The sequence below is a fragment of the Streptomyces sp. NPDC002276 genome (assembly GCF_053891435.1).
In genome coordinates this window covers 348,789-365,075 of the sequence record NZ_JBSFCQ010000008.1, presented here as the reverse complement: position 1 = coordinate 365,075, position 16,287 = coordinate 348,789, and the positions used below count along the sequence as shown (strand labels likewise).

The window sequence follows — 16,287 nt, the reverse complement described above, 5'->3', positions numbered from 1 at the left end:
GCGGCGACGACGGAGGAGGTGCCCCATGGGAGTCCTGAAGAAGTTCGAGCAACGCCTCGAAGGTCTGGTCAACGGCACCTTCGCCAAGGTGTTCAAGTCCGAGGTCCAGCCCGTCGAGATCGCCGGCGCGCTCCAGCGCGAGTGCGACAACAACGCGACGATCTGGAACCGCGACCGGACCGTCGTACCCAACGACTTCATCGTGGAGCTGAGCACGCCGGACTTCGAGCGGCTCAGCCCCTACTCCGGCCAGCTCGGCGACGAGCTCGCCGGCATGGTGCGCGACTACGCCAAGCAGCAGCGCTACACCTTCATGGGACCCATCAAGGTCCACCTGGAGAAGGCCGAGGACCTCGACACCGGTCTGTACCGGGTGCGCAGTCGTACGCTCGCCTCCTCCACCAACCAGCAGGCACCCGGGGCCGGCGCCCCGGCGGCGCCCCCGGCTCCGGCCGCGGGACGGCCCGGCGGCTACGGCTATCCGCCCGCCGCCGCCCCCGCGGGCGCGCCGCCCATGCCGCCCTCGCCGCCGCCGGGCCGTGGTTCCGCGCCGTATCTCCAGTCGGCCCCGGCCGCCCCGGCGGCAGGCGCGCGGATGCGGTACTGGGTGGAGATCAACGGCGCCCGCCACCAGATCTCCCGCGCGACGTTGGTGATGGGCCGCAGCACCGAAGCCGACGTGCGGATCGACGACCCCGGCGTATCCCGCCGGCACTGTGAGATCCGGACCGGAACGCCCTCGACGATCCAGGATCTCGGATCCACCAACGGCATCGTGGTGGACGGGCAGCACACCACCCGCGCTACGCTCCGCGACGGCTCGCGGATCGTCGTGGGCAGCACCACCATCATTTACCGGCAAGCCGAAGGGTGAAGCGGGGGCAATGTCAGAGCTGACCCTCACGGTCATGCGGCTGGGTTTCCTGGCCGTACTGTGGCTGTTCGTGATCGTGGCCGTGCAGGTCATCCGCAGCGACCTGTTCGGAACGCGTGTCACACAGCGCGGCTCGCGACGGGAAGCCGGACGACCGCAGCAGCAGGCCGCCCGGCAGGCGGCGCCTCCGCAGCAGCGCCAGCAGCAAGCGAGCGGGGGCGGCCGGCGGGGCCGTAACGCCCCCACCAAACTCGTCGTCAGTGAGGGAATCCTCACGGGTACGACCGTCGCCCTCCAGGGCCAGACCATCACCCTGGGCCGGGCGCACGATTCGACGATCGTGCTGGACGACGACTACGCCTCCAGCCGGCATGCCAGGATCTACCCGGACCGCGACGGCCAGTGGATCGTCGAGGACCTCGGATCCACCAACGGCACGTACCTGGACCGGTCCCGGCTGACGACCCCCACACCGATTCCGCTGGGCGCGCCGATCCGCATCGGCAAGACCGTCATCGAGCTGCGGAAGTAGTGCCACGTCATGAATGAGCGCGAGCGGAGCGAGCACGCACCGGCGGACCGCCTGGCGGACCCCGGCGCGCTCCCGACCGGAGGGTGGGCACCGTGCGGATGTACCCGGAGCCGACGGGCGAGGTGCGCATGAGTCTGTCACTGCGCTTCGCCGCCGGATCGCACAAAGGCATGATCCGCGAGGGCAACGAGGACTCCGGCTACGCCGGTCCGCGTCTCCTCGCGATCGCCGACGGGATGGGCGGCCAGGCCGCCGGTGAGGTCGCCTCCTCCGAGGTGATCTCGACCATCGTCTCGCTCGACGACGACGTGCCGGGCTCCGACATCCTCACCTCGCTCGGCACCGCCGTGCAGCGGGCCAACGACCAGCTGCGCATGATGGTCGAGGAGGACCCCCAGCTGGAGGGCATGGGGACCACCCTGACCGCCCTGCTGTGGACCGGGCAGCGGCTCGGCCTCGTCCATGTCGGGGACTCCCGCGCCTACTTGCTGCGCGACGGCGTACTGACCCAGATCACGCAGGACCACACCTGGGTGCAGCGCCTCGTCGACGAGGGCCGGATCACCGAGGAAGAGGCCACCACCCACCCGCAGCGCGCGCTCCTGATGCGCGCGCTCGGCAGCGGCGACCATGTCGAGCCGGACCTGTCGATCCGTGAAGTCCGCGCCGGCGACCGGTACTTGATCTGCTCGGACGGGCTGTCCGGAGTCGTCTCCCACCAGACGATGGAGGACACCCTCGCCAGCTACCAGGGCCCCCAGGAGACCGTGCAGGAGCTGATCCAGCTCGCGCTGCGCGGCGGCGGCCCCGACAACATCACGGTGATCATCGCCGACGTCCTGGACCTCGACACCGGTGACACCCTCGCCGCGCAGCTGTCGGACACCCCGGTGATCGTCGGCGCGGTCGCCGAGAACCAGCTCCACCTGCACGACAACGGCATCATGCAGACCCCGGCGGGACGCGCCTCCGGGCTCGGCCGCCAGGTGCCCGGACAGGGCGGCGGGGGCGGCGAGTTCGGCCCGCCCGGCTCCGGCGACACCACCGGCTACGTCCCCTCGGGCAGCTTCGGGGACTACACCGACGACGACTTCGTGAAGCCCTCCAAGGGCCGCAAGTGGCTCAAGAGATCCTTCTACACCGTGCTCACGCTGGCCGTCATCGGCGGCGGTCTCTACGGCGGCTGGCGCTGGACGCAGACGCAGTACTTCGTCGGCACCAACGGCGAGCACGTGGCGCTCTACCAGGGCATCAGCCAGGACCTCGCCTGGGTCTCGCTCTCGAAGGTGGAGAAGGACCACCCCGAGATCGAACTCAAGTACCTGCCGCCCTACCAGCAGAAGCAGGTCAAGGCGACGATCGCCGAGGGCGGTCTCCAGGACGCCCAGAAGAAGATCGCCGATCTGGCCGTCCAGGCGTCCGCGTGCAAGAAGGAGTCCGAGCGCGCGAGCGCCTCGGGCACGACCGGCACGACGGCGGGTCAAGGCCAGGCAGGCGGCACCACGGGAACCACCAGCACCTCCCTCACGTCCAAGGCCACGCCGTCACCTTCGGCCTCGACGTCCCCGTCCCCGACCAAGTCTGCAACTCCCAGCCCCGGTCCCAGTCTTTCGGAGGAAGAGCAGCAGGTCGTCTCGCAGTGCAGCAAGTAATAGGCAAGCCGTGAGAGGCCCCGTCACACGATGAGCAGTTCAACCAATTCGCCGACGCACCACACGTCCACGATCGGCTCCATCGGCGCACCGAGCAGACGCAACACCGAGTTGGCGCTCCTGCTGTTCGCAGTCGTCATCCCGGTCTTCGCCTACGCCAACGTGGGCCTCGCCATCAACGACAAGGTGCCGGCCGGTCTGCTGAGCTACGGCCTGGGCCTCGGCCTGCTGGCCGGCGTCGGCCACCTGGCCGTGCGCAAGTTCGCGCCGTACGCGGACCCGTTGCTGCTGCCCCTGGCCACCCTGCTCAACGGCCTCGGACTGGTCGTCATCTGGCGGCTGGACCAGTCGAAGCTGCTCCAGTCGATCAACCAGGCGGGCAACGCGGCGCCCCGGCAACTGCTGTACACCGCGATGGGCATCGGACTGTTCGCCGTCGTGCTGATCTTCCTCAAGGACCACCGCGCGCTTCAGCGCTACACGTACATCTCCATGGTCGGCGCGCTGGTCCTGCTGCTGCTGCCGCTCGTGCCGGGTCTCGGCGCCAACATCTACGGCGCGAAGATCTGGATCTCGGTCGGCGGATTCTCCATCCAGCCCGGTGAGTTCGCGAAGATCGTGCTGGCGATCTTCTTCGCCGGCTACCTGATGGTGAAGCGCGACGCGCTCGCGCTGGCCAGCCGCCGCTTCATGGGCCTGTACCTGCCGCGCGGGCGCGACCTCGGCCCGATCCTGGTGGTCTGGTTCATCTCGATCCTGATCCTGGTCTTCGAGACGGACCTCGGCACCTCGCTGCTGTTCTTCGGAATGTTCATCATCATGCTGTACGTCGCCACCGAGCGGACCAGCTGGATCGTCTTCGGTCTGCTGATGTCGGCGGCGGGCGCGGTCGGCGTGGCCAGCTTCGAACCGCACGTCCAGCAGCGTGTGCAGGCCTGGCTCGACCCGATGAAGGAGTACACGCTCAGCCAGGCGCAGGTGGCCGGCCACTCCGAGCAGTCGATGCAGGCCCTGTGGGCCTTCGGCTCCGGCGGCACGCTGGGCACCGGCCTCGGCCAGGGCCACTCCGACCTCATCCGGTTCGCCGCCAACTCCGACTTCATCCTCGCCACCTTCGGCGAGGAACTGGGCCTCGCCGGCATCATGGCGATCCTGCTCATCTACGGCCTGATCGTGGAGCGCGGTGTCCGCACCGCCCTCGCCGCCCGCGACCCCTTCGGCAAGCTCCTCGCCGTGGGCCTCTCCGGCGCCATGGCCCTCCAGGTCTTCGTCGTCGCCGGCGGTGTGATGGGCCTCATCCCGCTGACCGGTATGACGATGCCGTTCGTCGCGTACGGCGGTTCCTCCGTCATCGCCAACTGGGCGCTGATCGGCATCCTGATCCGCATCAGCGACACCGCCCGCCGGCCGGCCCCCGCGCCCGCCCCCAGCCCCGACGCCGAGATGACCCAGGTGGTCCGCCCGTCATGAACAAGCCCCTGCGCCGGATCGCGCTCTTCTGCGGTCTGCTGGTCCTCACTCTGCTGCTGCGCGACAACTGGCTCCAGTACGTCAAGGCCGACAGTCTCAAGGACGACCCGAAGAACCGCCGTGTCACCATCGCGCGTTACTCCACCCCGCGCGGCGACATCATCGTGGACGGCAGTCCGATCACCGGTTCCACCGAGACCAGCACCTCCGGGCTGAACGACCTCAAGTACAAGCGCACCTACAAGAACGGCGCGATGTGGGCGCCGGTCACGGGATACGCCTCGCAGGCCTTCGGCGCCAACCAGCTGGAGTCCATCGAGGACGGCATCCTCTCCGGCACCGACGACAGGCTGTTCTTCCGCAACACCCTCGACATGATCACGGGCAAGGACAAGTCCGGCGGCGACGTCGTCACCACCCTCAACGAGGCCGCGCAGAAAGCCGCGTGGAGCGGTCTGACGAAGCAGGGCGGCAAGGGCGCGGTCGTCGCCCTCGACCCGTCCACCGGCAAGATCCTGGCGCTGGCGTCCTACCCGTCGTACGACCCGTCGTCGTTCGCCGGGAACTCCACCACCACGGACGCCAAGGCCTGGCAGAAGCTGCAGAAGAAGTACGACCCGAACGACCCGATGCTCAACCGGGCGCTGCGCGAGACCTACCCGCCGGGCTCCACCTTCAAGGTGGTCACCGCGTCGGCCGCGCTGGAGAACGGGCTGTACGACTCCGCCGACTCGGCGACGGACTCGCCGCTGCCGTGGGTCATGCCGGGCACCACGACCCAGCTGAAGAACGAGGGCAACATCCCCTGCAAGAACGCGACCCTGCGCGTGGCGTTGCAGTACTCCTGCAACACCGTGTTCGGCAAGGTCGGCGCCGACCTGGGCAACGCCAAGATGCTGGCCGAGGCGAAGAAGTTCGGCTTCGACGCCGAGCAGTTCACGCCGGTCCGCTCCAGCGCCTCGATCTTCTCCGACAACATGAACGCCTCGCAGACCGCGCTCTCCTCGATCGGCCAGTTCAACACCGCGGCGACCCCGTTGCAGATGGCCATGGTCGCCTCCGCGGTCGCCAACGACGGCAAGCTGATGAAGCCGTACATGGTCGACAAGCTCCAGTCGTCGAACGTCGACACCATCGCGCAGACCGAGCCGCAGGAGCTGAGCCAGCCCCTGTCGTCGAAGAACGCGCAGATCCTCCAGTCGATGATGGAGACCGTCGTCAAGGACGGCACCGGCAAGAACGCGCAGATCAGCGGCGTCACCGTCGGCGGCAAGACCGGTACCGCCCAGCACGGCGTCGCCAACAGCGAGAACCCTTACGCCTGGTTCCTGTCCTACGCCAAGCTCGCCGACGGCAGTTCGCCGGTGGCCGTGGCCGTGGTCATCGAGGACTCCAGCGCCAACCGTGACGACATCTCCGGCGGCGGCCTCGCGGCCCCCATCGCGAAGAGCGTGATGGAGGCGGTCATCAACAGCAAGAAGTGACCCCGCTCACGTCCCCTTCACATCGGTGCACGTTGCGATACCGGTCCTGTATCGGGTGACGGGCTTGGCCAGGTCACACAGAGCCAGCCGGGTACGGTAGGCCCGGACGGCTAGCCTCCGACCGCACACCCGTGCGGGTCGGGACCGACGGAGAGGGCTGGTAGGGAACTATGGAAGAGCCGCGTCGCCTCGGCGGCCGGTACGAGCTGGGCCAGGTGCTCGGCCGTGGTGGCATGGCGGAGGTCTACCTCGCCCATGACACACGCCTCGGCCGCACGGTGGCGGTGAAGACGCTGCGCGTCGACCTTGCGCGCGACCCTTCCTTCCAGGCCCGGTTCCGCCGGGAGGCCCAGTCGGCCGCCTCGCTCAACCATCCCGCGATCGTCGCGGTCTACGACACGGGCGAGGACTACGTCGACGGGGTCTCGATCCCGTACATCGTCATGGAGTACGTCGACGGTTCCACCCTCCGTGAGCTCCTCCACAGTGGCCGCAAGCTGCTGCCGGAGCGCTCCATGGAGATGACCATCGGCATCCTCCAGGCCCTGGAGTACTCGCACCGCAACGGCATCGTGCACCGCGACATCAAGCCGGCCAACGTCATGCTGACGCGCACCGGCCAGGTCAAGGTGATGGACTTCGGCATCGCCCGCGCGATGGGCGACTCCGGCATGACGATGACGCAGACCTCCGCGGTCATCGGCACCGCCCAGTACCTCTCCCCGGAGCAGGCCAAGGGCGAGCAGGTCGACGCCCGCTCGGACCTCTACTCGACGGGCTGTCTCCTCTACGAACTCCTGACCGTACGGCCGCCGTTCGTGGGCGACTCCCCGGTCGCGGTCGCGTACCAGCACGTGCGCGAGGAGCCGCAGCCGCCGTCGGTCTTCGACCCCGAGATCACGCCCGAGATGGACGCGATCGTGCTGCGGGCCCTGGTCAAGGACCCCAACTACCGCTACCAGTCCGCCGACGACATGCGCATCGACATCGAGGCCTGCCTCGACGGCCAGCCGGTCGCGGCGACGGCGGCGATGGGTTCGGTCGGCTACGGCGGTTACGGCGACGACCAGGCCACCACGGCCCTGCGCGCCGACCCCGGCGCCACCACGATGCTGCCGCCCATGAACCCGGACGACGGCGGCTTCGGCTACGACGACCGCCCCGACCGGCGCCGCCAGCAGAAGAAGAAGTCGAACACCTCGACGATCCTGCTGGTCGTGGCGGCCGTTCTGGTGCTGGTGGGCGCGATCCTGATCGGGAAGTGGGCGTTCAGCGGCAAGGGCGGCGCGGACAAGCCGTTCGCGGCGCCCAACTTCGTCGGCCAGACCTACGACACGGCGAAGACCATGGCCGTCAACTCCGGCCTGAAGCTGGCCGAGCCCACCCGCAAGGCCTGCGCGAACGCGCCGAAGGGCAGCGTCTGTTCGCAGGACCCGAAGGAGGGTGTCGACGTCAACAAGGGCGACACCATCAACCTGGTCGTGTCGACCGGTGCCCCGAAGGTGGTCGTACCGAGCGTCCTCGGCCAGAACGTCGACGACGCCACGGCGACGCTCGAAGGCGACAAGTACGGGTTCAAGGTGGAGACGAAGCAGAAGGTGTCCGCCGAGGACCCGGGCACCGTCCTGGACCAGGACCCGAAGCTCGGCGCGGAGGTGGAGAAGGGCACCACCATCACCCTCACCGTCGCCAAGGCCCAGGCGAAGTCCACGGTCCCGGACGTCAGTGGCAAGAGCTGTGACGACGCCAAGGCGCAGATGACCGCGAACAACCTCGTGGGCAACTGCACCGAGGTCGACACCAGCGACCCGAACCTGGTCGGCAAGGTCGTCTCGACCGATCCGCAGGCCAACACCCAGGTCGACAAGAACTCCACGGTCAACATCCAGATCGGCAAGTCGACGCAGGTCCAGGTCCCGGCTGTGCTCGGCCAGACGGTGAAGAACGCCAAGCAGACGCTTCAGGCACAGGGCTTCACCAACATCCAGTTCGCCGACGGCAGCGACCAGAGCGACAACGCGCTCGTGAGCGGGATCGACCCGGGTGTGGGCAACACGGTCGACCCGAGCAACACGACGATCACCCTCACCACCGTGAGTGTCGGAAACGGCAACAACAACGGCGGGAACAACGGGGGCTTCTTCGGGGGCACGAACGGCTAGCGGTACCCCGCGAGATACACGCGAGAGCCCCGGCACCCTCTACAGGGTGCCGGGGCTCCGTCATGCCGGCGGTCTCAGCGCAGTTCCTTCGGCGGGGTCCGTGCGCTGTCCACCTTGTCGACGCGGACCAGTTCGCCCCACACCACATACCGGTACCGGGACGTGTAGACCGGTGTGCAGGTCGTCAGCGTGATGTAGTGGCCGGCCTTCTTCTTGCCGGACTCCACGGGGATCTGGGCGAGGGTCTTCACGTTGTACTTCGAGGTCTCGGGAAGGATGTCGTAGACCTTGTAGACGTACCACTTGTCCTTCGTCTCGAAGACGATCGCGTCGCCCTTCTTGAGCTTGTCGATGTTGTGGAACTTGGCGCCGTGGCCGTCGCGGTGGGCGGCGAGCGTGAAGTTGCCGGTCTTTCCGGTGGTGGGGAGGGCGGCCTTGACGGGGTCGGTGTAGTAGCCGGCGACGCCGTCGTTGAGGACGTCCGTCCCGGTGCCCTTCTCGACCAGCACCTCGCCGTTCTTCATGGCGGGCACGTGCAGGAAGCCGATGCCGTCCTTGGTGTCGAGCGCGCCGGGGCCGGTATCCTTGTCCTTGGACCAGTTGTCGCGGACCTTGTCGGCCTGTTTGTCGGCCGTGCGGTCGGCGACGACGTTCGTCCACCACAGGGAGTAGACGACGAAAAGGCCGAGGATCAGGCCCGCCGTGATGAGGAGTTCACCGAAGAGGCTGATCAGTTTCGCGACCGGGCCGGTGCCGCGGGGGCGGTCCGGCGGCGACGCGGGCGTGTCGGTCTGATCTTCGGTGTCGTCGGTGGTCGCTGCCACGTTCATCTGCCCCTACTCGATGAGCGCATCCGGCTTGCCCTTGCTGCGCGGCCGTTCCTCGACCATCTTGCCCCAGACGATCAGCCGGTACTTGCTGGTGAACTCCGGCGTACAGGTCGTCAGCGTGATGTAGCGGCCGGGTTTGGTGAAACCCGAGCCCTTGGGGATGGGGTCGATGACGCTGGTGTTGCTCGGCGCCGTCACGGGCAGCGTCTTCGTCATCTTGTAGACGTAGTACGTGGTCTGGGTCTCGACGACGACCTCGTCGCCGGGCTTGAGCTGGTTGATGTACCGGAACGGTTCGCCATGGGTGTTGCGGTGCGCCGCCAGCGCGAAGTTGCCGGTCTTGGCGTCCGGCATCGCGGTCTTGAGGGCGCCCTCGCTGTAGTGCCCGACCATGCCCTTGTCGAGCACCTTCTTGTTGCTGACGCCCTCGGCGATCGGCGCCACCACGTCCAGCTTGGGGATGTGCAGGATGGCGAAGCCCTGCCCCGGCGAGAACTCCCCCGGGGCGCGCTTGCCGCTCGCCCAGTCGTTCTGGAGCTGGCTCGCCTCGCTGCCGGCCTGCGCGTGCGCCCGTACGTTCGTCCACCACAGCTGGTAGGTGACGAACAGCAGCATCAGCACGCCGGTGGTGATGAACACCTCGCCGATCGCGCGGCTCGCGACGACCGCGGCACCCGGCTTGTTGGCCCGCTGCCGCCGCCGTGCCTCGACCCGCGAGACGGGCGCGCCGGATCCGCCGGAGGCACCGGCAGACGCGCCGACGGCACCGGATTCGAGCCCCTCGGCGGTCTCCTCCGCCGACCCGGGGCCCCCATGACGCCCGTGACGGCCCTTGGCGGCCTTTCTGCGGGCCGCACGGCCACCCGACGGGGTTCCTGTGACGGAGGAGGCGGATGGGGCGTCAGAGGCCGGTATGGACCGGCCGTGGCCTCGCCGTACCGGCGGCTCCGGTATCCGCAGCGCCATGGTCTCTTCGTCGATCGGACCGTACGGCACGCCGGACGCGCCCTGGGCCGACGCGTCGTACCACTCCTCGAACGCGCCCGGCTCCCCGTACGGCTGCTCCCCGTACGAGGCCTCGGACTCGCGCTCGGGGCGCAGCGCGGTCACGCCGTGGCCCTGCCCACCACCGGGGCGAGCCCCGCCGACCTCGCCACGGCACCCTGGTCGCCGCACTCCACCAGCCAGTTGGCCAGCATCCGGTGGCCGTGCTCGGTGAGCACCGACTCCGGGTGGAACTGGACGCCCTCGACGGGCAGTTCGCGGTGGCGCAGGCCCATGATGATGCCGTCGTGCGTCCGGGCGGTGACTTCCAGCTCGGCCGGTACAGTCGCCGGCTCGGCCGCCAGGGAGTGGTAGCGGGTCGCGGTGAAGGGCGAGGGCAGTCCGGCGAAGACGCCTCCGCCCTCGTGCTCGACGAGCGAGGTCTTGCCGTGCAGCAGTTCGGGGGCGCGGTCCACGACGCCGCCGTAGGCCACCTGCATCGACTGCATGCCGAGGCAGACGCCGAAGACGGGCACCCCGGTCGAGGCGCAGTGCCGCACCATCTCGATGCAGACGCCGGCCTCCTCGGGGGTGCCGGGGCCGGGCGAGAGGAGGACGCCGTCGAAGCCGTCCTGGGCGTGCGCGGTCGACACCTCGTCGTTGCGCAGCACCTCGCACTCGGCGCCCAGCTGGTACAGGTACTGGACCAGGTTGAAGACGAAGCTGTCGTAGTTGTCGACGACGAGAATCCGTGCACTCACTGGTTGTCCACCGTCACATCGTTGAAGGGCAGCAGCGGTTCGGCCCACGGGAAGACGTACTGGAAGAGGATGTAGACCACGGCCAGGGCAAGGACGAGCGAAATCAGCGCCTTGACCCACGCGTTGCCCGGCAGATGCCGCCAGATCCAGCCGTACATGCCGTCCCTTCCGTCGCACCACGGCACCAGACTCACGCCGTACGCCACCAGACTAACGGCGCAGCGCGGCTGGTTTCCCGGCCTCCACAGGCTGTGTGGAGTCAAGGTGTGCCCAGACGATCAGCCGGTGGCTGTGCCCCCACTCCGGATCGCACGTGGTCAGCGTGAGATAGCGGCCCGAGGCCGTGTACCCGGACTTACGTGGCACAGGATCGATCACCTCAATGTCAGTCGGCACTGTTTTGTAAGGCCCTTTGTCGATCCGATACGTGAACCAGGTCGTCCCGTCGGTCAGCACGATCGCGTCACCCTTGCGGAGCTCGGGAAAGTTCACGAAGGGGTTGCCGTAGGTCCGCCGGTGCCCGGCCACCGCGAAGTTCCCGACCTGCCCGAGTCGCGCGGTTCCGGCGTAGTGCCCGAGCCCCTTCTGGAGGGTGCTGACGTCGGTGTCCTCAAGAACCGGCTTGTTCCACGTGAAACCAAGCCGCGGGATGTACATGATCGCGAAGGGCCTGCCGTCCTTGTACGCGGCCGGTTTCGCCGGGGCGGTGGGTGTGGGGGCCGCCTTGGGGCGGGCGGTCTGCCGCGACCACTGGTTCTGGAGCTGGTGGATCTGATCGCTCATCGTGTGGTCGGCCTTCACACCGGTCCAGAAGAGCACGTAGACCACGAAGAGGACGATCAGGGTGCCCACGGTGATGCAGAGTTCGCTGACGCTCCTGACGATCACGCGCACCGGCAGCTCCCGTACGGACGCCTACTCCACTGGCTTCGCGTAGTGCAGATCCACTGTGCCCGAGTACCCGGGAAGAGTCACCGTCCCGTCGTCGGTCACTTTCCACCCGAGCCCGTAGACGTTGACGTACACCATGTAGTTCTGGATCGCCTTGGACGCGGCCAGCGCCTGCTGGAGCTTCCCCGGGTCGCCGACGGCCGTGATCTTGTACGGCGGTGAGTAGACCCGGCCCTGGAGGATCAGGGTGTTGCCCACACAGCGCACGGCACTGGTCGCGATCAGCCGCTGGTCCATGACCTTGATGCCCTGGGCGCCGCCCTGCCAGAGGGCGTTCACCACGGCCTGGAGGTCCTGCTGGTGGATGACCAGGTAGTCGGGCTGCGGCTCGGGATAGCCGGGGAGCTTGGCGGTGGCGTTGGGCGGGGCGTCATTGAGGGTGACGGTGACGGCCTTGCCCTTGAGCTGCTGCGCGCCCGCGCTCCGCTCCAGCTTCGTCAGCTTCTCGTCGTCGGCGCCCGTGCCGGTGTCGTCCTCCTTGCGGAGCGCGTCGACCTCGTCGCGCAGGACGCTGTTGGCGTCGTCGAGCCGGCCGTTCTTCTCGCTGCGGTTCTGGATGAGGTCGGACAGCTTCAGCAGGGAGGCGTCCGTGCGGATGTTGGTGCCCTTGGCGGTGTTGAAACTGGTGAAGAAGATGAGCCCCGCGAGGGCGAAGACGGCCACCGTGAGAATCCGCACGGGACGGAAACGGCGGATACCGGCAGGACTGGTACCCGTCCCGGGGGAGTCGGCAGAATTGCTCAACGTACCCTTATCTCCTTCGGCGCCGCGGAAGCACTACGCTAACGGACGCCCGGGGGAGCACTCAGTGTCCCCTTGTACGCTGCCCCGGAGCCCGCCCCAGTTCCCTGCGCGGCCACGCAGCGCATCGACAGGAGAGACCCTCGTGCCGAAGTCACGTATCCGCAAGAAGGCCGACTACACGCCGCCGCCGGCGAAGACGGCGACCGCCATCAAGTTGAACAGCCGTGCCTGGGTCGCTCCGGTCATGCTGGCCATGTTCGTCATCGGACTGGCCTGGATCGTCGTCTTCTACGTCACCGACGGCTCCATGCCCATCGACAGCCTGGACAACTGGAACATCGTGGTGGGCTTCGGCTTCATCGCCGCCGGGTTCGGCGTCTCGACCCAGTGGAAGTAGCTCTGCCCACGGCTTTCCACTGAGTTATCCACAGGCCAGAGAAGTATCCACAGCGAGCCTGGGGAAAAAGAACGACGATCTGTGGATAACCCACTGGGTGTTGACGCTGGTGTGACTGACACACCGGCAACCGCAAGCCTGTTCGCCCCCTGCCTGACCTGCACAAACACGGGTCGGTGACAGGGGGCACAGCTGTTCTCCACGGTATGCACAAGATCCGCCACGCACTGTGGACAACGGTTTGATATCAGCTGAGCTGAGCCGTCCTGATCAGCGTCAACACCACGACGATCACGAGTACGACCGCACAGGTGCCGTACTGGATCAGGGCCCGCCGCTCGCGGGGGGCGTGGACCATCGCGTAGCCCGTGATGAATCCGGCTACGAGGCCGCCGATGTGGGCTTCCCAGGCGATGTTCATTCCCGGGTTGAAGGTGAAGATCAGGTTGATCACCAGGATGGCGATGAGCGGCCGCAGGTCGTAGTTGAGGCGGCGCAGCAGAATGCCAGTCGCTCCCAGAAGGCCGAAGATGGCGCCGGAGGCGCCGAGCGAGGGCTGGTTCGGGGCGGCGATCAGATAGGTGAGCGCGCTGCCCGCGAGACCCGAGACGAAGTAGAGCGCGAGATAGCGGGCGCGGCCGAGGGCCGCCTCCAAGGGACCGCCGATCCACCACAGGCTCATCATGTTGAAGATGATGTGGATCGGGCTGGCGTGCAGGAACATCGCGGTCAGCAGCCGGTACCACTGCCCCGCGGATACGCCGTCGTAGGGCGGCAGACCGGTGGCCGAGACCTTGCCGATCAGATCGAAATTGTCCGTGAACTGGCCGCCAACCCGCTGAACCAGATACGCGGCGACGCAGATCCCGATCAGGATCTTGGTCACGAGCCGCGGGTCCGCCGCCACCCTGCCGCCGGCGATCGTGCGGGGCTGGGCCGCGGTCGGGGCGTGCCCCGTGCCGGAGCCGCCGCGCACGCACTCCGGGCACTGGAAGCCGACCGAGGCGCTGACCATGCACTCGGGGCAGATCGGGCGCTCGCAGCGGGTGCAGCGGATGCCGGTCTCGCGGTCCGGGTGGCGATAACAACCCGGCAGGCTCTGGGCGTCCGGGGGCCGCTGTTCCTCCGGGCCCTGCGGGCTGCCTGGCGCCTGGTCCATGGGGTCCCCTCAATCCTTCGTACGCAATGCACCGCCCCGCCCATCCTTACGGATGAACGGGGCGTTTGGTTCCCGTCGGTAAGAGCCGGTGTCCTGCCCTAGCGGGTCTCGACGACGACCGACTCGATGACCACGTCCTGGAGCGGGCGGTCGGTGCGCGGGTTGGTCGCCGCGGTCGCGATGGTGTCCACGACCTTCTGGCTCGCCGGGTCGGTGACCTCACCGAAGATGGTGTGCTTGCGGGTCAGCCAGGCCGTCGGGGAGACGGTGACGAAGAACTGCGAGCCGTTGGTGCCCGGACCGGCGTTGGCCATGGCGAGCAGATAGGGCTTGTCGAAGCGCAGGTCCGGGTGGAACTCGTCCGCGAACTGGTAGCCGGGGCCGCCGGTGCCGTTGCCCAGCGGGTCCCCGCCCTGGATCATGAAACCGCTGATCACCCGGTGGAAGACCGTGCCGTCGTAGAGCTTGTCCTTGGACTTCTCGCCCGTCTCGGGGTTGGTCCACTCACGCTCACCCGTGGCGAGCTCGACGAAGTTCTGGACCGTCTTGGGAGCGTGGTTCGGCAGCAGCCGGACCTCGATGTCGCCAAGGCTGGTCTTCAGGGTGGCGTAAAGCTGCTCAGCCACGATCTGCCTTCCGTTGTCTTTCTGTGACCCCCAGATCCTCGCACGCCGACCGCGCCGAGTCGCCCGCTGTCCCAGGCCCTGTCCGGCGGGTCGGGTCCGGTCGGGGCGGGTCGGGTCAGGGCGGGTCGCAGAAATCCGGCCGAGTGACTCCGGGACGGGGGCAGGCGGCGAGGATCCGTGGCATTGTCGACGACAAGCCCCCGTTCCCCCAGTTCCCCCGTATTCATCCGCTATTACCCGTGATCGTGACCCGGATGCCCGCCCTCACATGCCCGGTAGCCGTCTGGCAGGCATGATCCCTATTTGGGTGGACAGACGAAGAAACGTACGCCACCGAGGAGGAGGAACCCGTGACCCGCATCGACAGCGTGCGCTCCGCGACCGGCTCGGCGAAGGACAGCGTGCTGCACGCCGCGGAAGTGGTGGCGCCCTACGCCGACACGGCCAAGGACAAGGCCGCGTACTACGCCCACGAGGCACGTGTACGACTCGCGCCCAAGGTGTCCCTGGCCGCCGACCAGGCCCGTGTGCAGTACGACGCCCATCTCGCACCACGTCTGGAACTGGCCCGCACCCATGTGCCGCCGAAGGTCGACCAGGCGGCCCAGGAGGCCGCCGTCCGCACCCGCAGGGCCGCCCAGCAGGCCGCCGAGTACTCCCGGCCGCGGATCGAGCAGGCGGTCGCCGCCGCCGGTCCGGTCAGGGACGAGGCAGCCGCGCGCGGTGCGGCGGCGCTCGCCGCGCTGCGTGGCCAGGTCTCGCCCGAGGAGATCCAGAAGCTGGTCCGCAAGCACGAGCGGCGGGCGAGGGCGGGCCGGCTCGCGAAGGGGCTGGCGGTGCTGGGCATCCTGGCGGGCGGTGCTTTCGCCGCCTGGAAGTGGTGGGACAAGCAGGCCAACCCGGACTGGCTGGTCGAGCCCCCCGCCGCGACCGAGGTGCCCGAGACGGGCCGTCTCTCCTCAGTGGACGGCAGCGGTCGGTCCGTGCTCGACCCCGAGGTCCAGGCGAAGCAGGCCGAGGACGAGGCCGCGGAGGCCGTGGACCGCGACGAGCACCGCTGACGTCCCGACATCAGACGCACCGTCAACATCGAGGTGGGGCAGGAGACTTGAGGGTTTCCTGCCCCACCTCGATGTTTCACGTGGAACAGTCGCGCGGGCGGAGGAACTCCCTTGATTTACGCAATCTGCCCGCGATGACGTTTGCAACGCCCCAGGTGAACAAGTACCGCAGGGACTCCCTTAACGGACCGCACACCCCTGACTACACGATCGTATTCAGCCAGCTCACACACGTCCCGCACACGGGGACACACGTTCCCCACACTGTGCCGACCACCGCCCCACCACCCCGGCGGACCTCACCCGGCACCGATATTTGCGCAAACAACTGCAACGACGAGCCGCCATTTATATGACGCACGTCACCTCGCGAGCACAAACAAACACCGGCCGGACGCCACTGAGGGCGACCGGCCGGTGCGGGATGTGGAGCCTAGGGGAGTCGAACCCCTGACATCTGCCATGCAAAGACAGCGCTCTACCAACTGAGCTAAGGCCCCGCTAGGGAAGCATCCGACCGGTGAACCACACACCGGCGGGCTTCGGAGACCAGCGTACCGGGTCACCCCCGGTATCTCGCAAAAACTTGGGGCTCCCGGT

16 protein-coding genes and 1 tRNA gene are annotated in these 16,287 nt (G+C 68.0%); 8 read left to right on the top strand and 9 right to left on the bottom strand.

All coding sequences use genetic code 11. The features are described 5' to 3' along the window. Positions 1-25: 25 nt before the first annotated feature. The 6 genes from ACWIHT_RS22735 to pknB all read left to right on the top strand — a co-directional run bounded on the left by ACWIHT_RS22735 (position 26) and on the right by pknB (position 8,174). Entirely contained in the window at positions 26-874 is an 849-nt protein-coding gene (locus ACWIHT_RS22735) for an FhaA domain-containing protein (RefSeq protein ID WP_200713817.1), read from the top strand. Positions 875-884: 10 nt separating this feature from the next. After that, entirely contained in the window at positions 885-1,406 is a 522-nt protein-coding gene (locus ACWIHT_RS22730; RefSeq protein WP_200713818.1) for an FHA domain-containing protein FhaB/FipA, read from the top strand. A 98-nt stretch (positions 1,407-1,504) separates the two neighbouring features. Beyond that, entirely contained in the window at positions 1,505-3,058 is a 1,554-nt protein-coding gene (locus ACWIHT_RS22725; protein ID WP_456170061.1) for a Stp1/IreP family PP2C-type Ser/Thr phosphatase, read from the top strand. Between the two features lie 30 nt (positions 3,059-3,088). Then, positions 3,089-4,528 carry an FtsW/RodA/SpoVE family cell cycle protein gene (locus tag ACWIHT_RS22720; RefSeq protein ID WP_456169978.1) on the top strand — a complete coding sequence of 480 codons (1,440 nt, stop codon included), beginning with the start codon at positions 3,089-3,091 and terminating at the stop codon, positions 4,526-4,528. Next, complete coding sequence (locus tag ACWIHT_RS22715) at positions 4,525-6,012, top strand: peptidoglycan D,D-transpeptidase FtsI family protein (RefSeq protein ID WP_456169977.1); 1,488 nt, start codon at positions 4,525-4,527, stop codon at positions 6,010-6,012. Before ACWIHT_RS22720 ends, ACWIHT_RS22715 begins: the two co-directional genes overlap by 4 nt. Positions 6,013-6,182: 170 nt before the next feature. Further along, the gene (pknB, locus tag ACWIHT_RS22710; protein ID WP_456169976.1) at positions 6,183-8,174 is read left to right on the top strand and encodes a Stk1 family PASTA domain-containing Ser/Thr kinase; all 1,992 of its coding nucleotides are present in this window, start codon (positions 6,183-6,185) and stop codon (positions 8,172-8,174) included. Between the two features lie 74 nt (positions 8,175-8,248). On the opposite strand, the gene ACWIHT_RS22705 is transcribed toward pknB, so the two are convergent. The 6 genes from ACWIHT_RS22705 to ACWIHT_RS22680 are packed head-to-tail and all read right to left on the bottom strand — an operon-like array spanning position 8,249 to position 12,444. Continuing rightward, entirely contained in the window at positions 8,249-9,004 is a 756-nt protein-coding gene (locus ACWIHT_RS22705; RefSeq protein ID WP_456169975.1) for a class E sortase, read from the bottom strand. Between the two features lie 6 nt (positions 9,005-9,010). Continuing rightward, positions 9,011-10,114 (bottom strand): class E sortase, encoded by a 1,104-nt coding sequence (locus ACWIHT_RS22700; RefSeq protein ID WP_456169974.1) that lies wholly within the window; start codon positions 10,112-10,114, stop codon positions 9,011-9,013. Beyond that, a complete protein-coding gene (locus ACWIHT_RS22695) occupies positions 10,111-10,749 on the bottom strand; it encodes an aminodeoxychorismate/anthranilate synthase component II (RefSeq protein WP_456169973.1) in 639 nt (212 codons plus the stop codon). Before ACWIHT_RS22695 ends, ACWIHT_RS22700 begins: the two co-directional genes overlap by 4 nt. Next, positions 10,746-10,943: a hypothetical protein gene (locus ACWIHT_RS22690; RefSeq protein ID WP_174479444.1), complete on the bottom strand. Its 198-nt coding sequence runs from the start codon at positions 10,941-10,943 to the stop codon at positions 10,746-10,748. Before ACWIHT_RS22690 ends, ACWIHT_RS22695 begins: the two co-directional genes overlap by 4 nt. A 16-nt stretch (positions 10,944-10,959) precedes the next feature. Beyond that, a complete protein-coding gene (locus tag ACWIHT_RS22685; RefSeq protein WP_456169971.1) occupies positions 10,960-11,643 on the bottom strand; it encodes a class E sortase in 684 nt (227 codons plus the stop codon). 21 nt (positions 11,644-11,664) lie between these two features. Then, on the bottom strand, positions 11,665-12,444 hold the full coding sequence (locus ACWIHT_RS22680) for a DUF881 domain-containing protein (protein ID WP_456169969.1): 780 nt from the start codon (positions 12,442-12,444) through the stop codon (positions 11,665-11,667). A 142-nt stretch (positions 12,445-12,586) separates the two neighbouring features. Here ACWIHT_RS22680 and crgA point away from each other — a divergent pair, with 142 nt between their 5' ends. Further along, positions 12,587-12,841: a cell division protein CrgA gene (crgA, locus tag ACWIHT_RS22675; protein ID WP_019073554.1), complete on the top strand. Its 255-nt coding sequence runs from the start codon at positions 12,587-12,589 to the stop codon at positions 12,839-12,841. A 247-nt stretch (positions 12,842-13,088) separates the two neighbouring features. Here crgA and ACWIHT_RS22670 read toward each other — a convergent pair whose 3' ends face one another. Both ACWIHT_RS22670 and ACWIHT_RS22665 read right to left on the bottom strand, forming a co-directional pair. Further along, positions 13,089-14,000, bottom strand: coding sequence for a rhomboid family intramembrane serine protease (locus tag ACWIHT_RS22670; RefSeq protein ID WP_456169967.1), 912 nt, complete (start codon positions 13,998-14,000; stop codon positions 13,089-13,091). Positions 14,001-14,098: 98 nt separating this feature from the next. After that, complete coding sequence (locus tag ACWIHT_RS22665; RefSeq protein ID WP_456169966.1) at positions 14,099-14,626, bottom strand: peptidylprolyl isomerase; 528 nt, start codon at positions 14,624-14,626, stop codon at positions 14,099-14,101. 350 nt (positions 14,627-14,976) lie between these two features. Between ACWIHT_RS22665 and ACWIHT_RS22660 the strand changes: the two genes are divergently transcribed. After that, the gene (locus ACWIHT_RS22660; RefSeq protein ID WP_456169965.1) at positions 14,977-15,687 is read left to right on the top strand and encodes a DUF5324 family protein; all 711 of its coding nucleotides are present in this window, start codon (positions 14,977-14,979) and stop codon (positions 15,685-15,687) included. 427 nt (positions 15,688-16,114) lie between these two features. Here ACWIHT_RS22660 and ACWIHT_RS22655 read toward each other — a convergent pair. Next, positions 16,115-16,187, bottom strand: a tRNA-Ala gene (locus tag ACWIHT_RS22655). Positions 16,188-16,287: the final 100 nt, after the last annotated feature.

Excerpts from the sequence above, each read along its gene's own strand:
- ACWIHT_RS22735 (WP_200713817.1), top strand. The coding sequence starts at position 26 with ATGGGAGTCCTGAAGAAGTTCGAGCAACGCCTCGAAGGTCTGGTCAAC.
- ACWIHT_RS22730 (WP_200713818.1), top strand. The coding sequence starts at position 885 with ATGTCAGAGCTGACCCTCACGGTCATGCGGCTGGGTTTCCTGGCCGTA.
- ACWIHT_RS22725 (WP_456170061.1), top strand. The coding sequence starts at position 1,505 with ATGTACCCGGAGCCGACGGGCGAGGTGCGCATGAGTCTGTCACTGCGC.
- ACWIHT_RS22720 (WP_456169978.1), top strand. The coding sequence starts at position 3,089 with ATGAGCAGTTCAACCAATTCGCCGACGCACCACACGTCCACGATCGGC.
- ACWIHT_RS22715 (WP_456169977.1), top strand. The coding sequence starts at position 4,525 with ATGAACAAGCCCCTGCGCCGGATCGCGCTCTTCTGCGGTCTGCTGGTC.
- pknB (WP_456169976.1), top strand. The coding sequence starts at position 6,183 with ATGGAAGAGCCGCGTCGCCTCGGCGGCCGGTACGAGCTGGGCCAGGTG.
- ACWIHT_RS22705 (WP_456169975.1), bottom strand. The coding sequence starts at position 9,004 with ATGAACGTGGCAGCGACCACCGACGACACCGAAGATCAGACCGACACG.
- ACWIHT_RS22670 (WP_456169967.1), bottom strand. The coding sequence starts at position 14,000 with ATGGACCAGGCGCCAGGCAGCCCGCAGGGCCCGGAGGAACAGCGGCCC.